This window comes from Mangrovimonas futianensis, from assembly GCF_021245805.1.
In the GTDB taxonomy this organism is placed as follows: Bacteria; Bacteroidota; Bacteroidia; order Flavobacteriales; family Flavobacteriaceae; genus Mangrovimonas; species Mangrovimonas futianensis.
Window position 1 is genome coordinate 1 of sequence record NZ_JAJJNF010000106.1, and the last position, 255, is coordinate 255.

Below are 255 nucleotides of genomic sequence, written 5' to 3' on the forward strand. Positions count from 1 at the left end.
CATAACCGGAAGGACCGTCCAAGGTGATGTCCTCGCCCTCACAGTCTGACGCATCACCAACAGATGGCTCTGGGTTGTCGTAGACCGTAACCGTTGCAGTATCGCTTCCAGAACAGCCATTATTATCAGTCACCGTTAATGTATAAACACCAGCATCTGCCGAAGTCGCTCCAGTTATCGTTAAATCTTCGGAAGTTCCTACCTCGGAACCACCAAAACTCCAACTGTAACCTACATAACCGGAAGGACCGTCCA

General features: G+C 49.8%; 1 protein-coding gene. It reads right to left on the reverse strand.

From position 1 onward, the window contains the following. Positions 1–255: immunoglobulin domain-containing protein (locus LOK78_RS16625; protein WP_232635702.1), on the reverse strand; the 255-nt coding region annotated here is incomplete at both ends.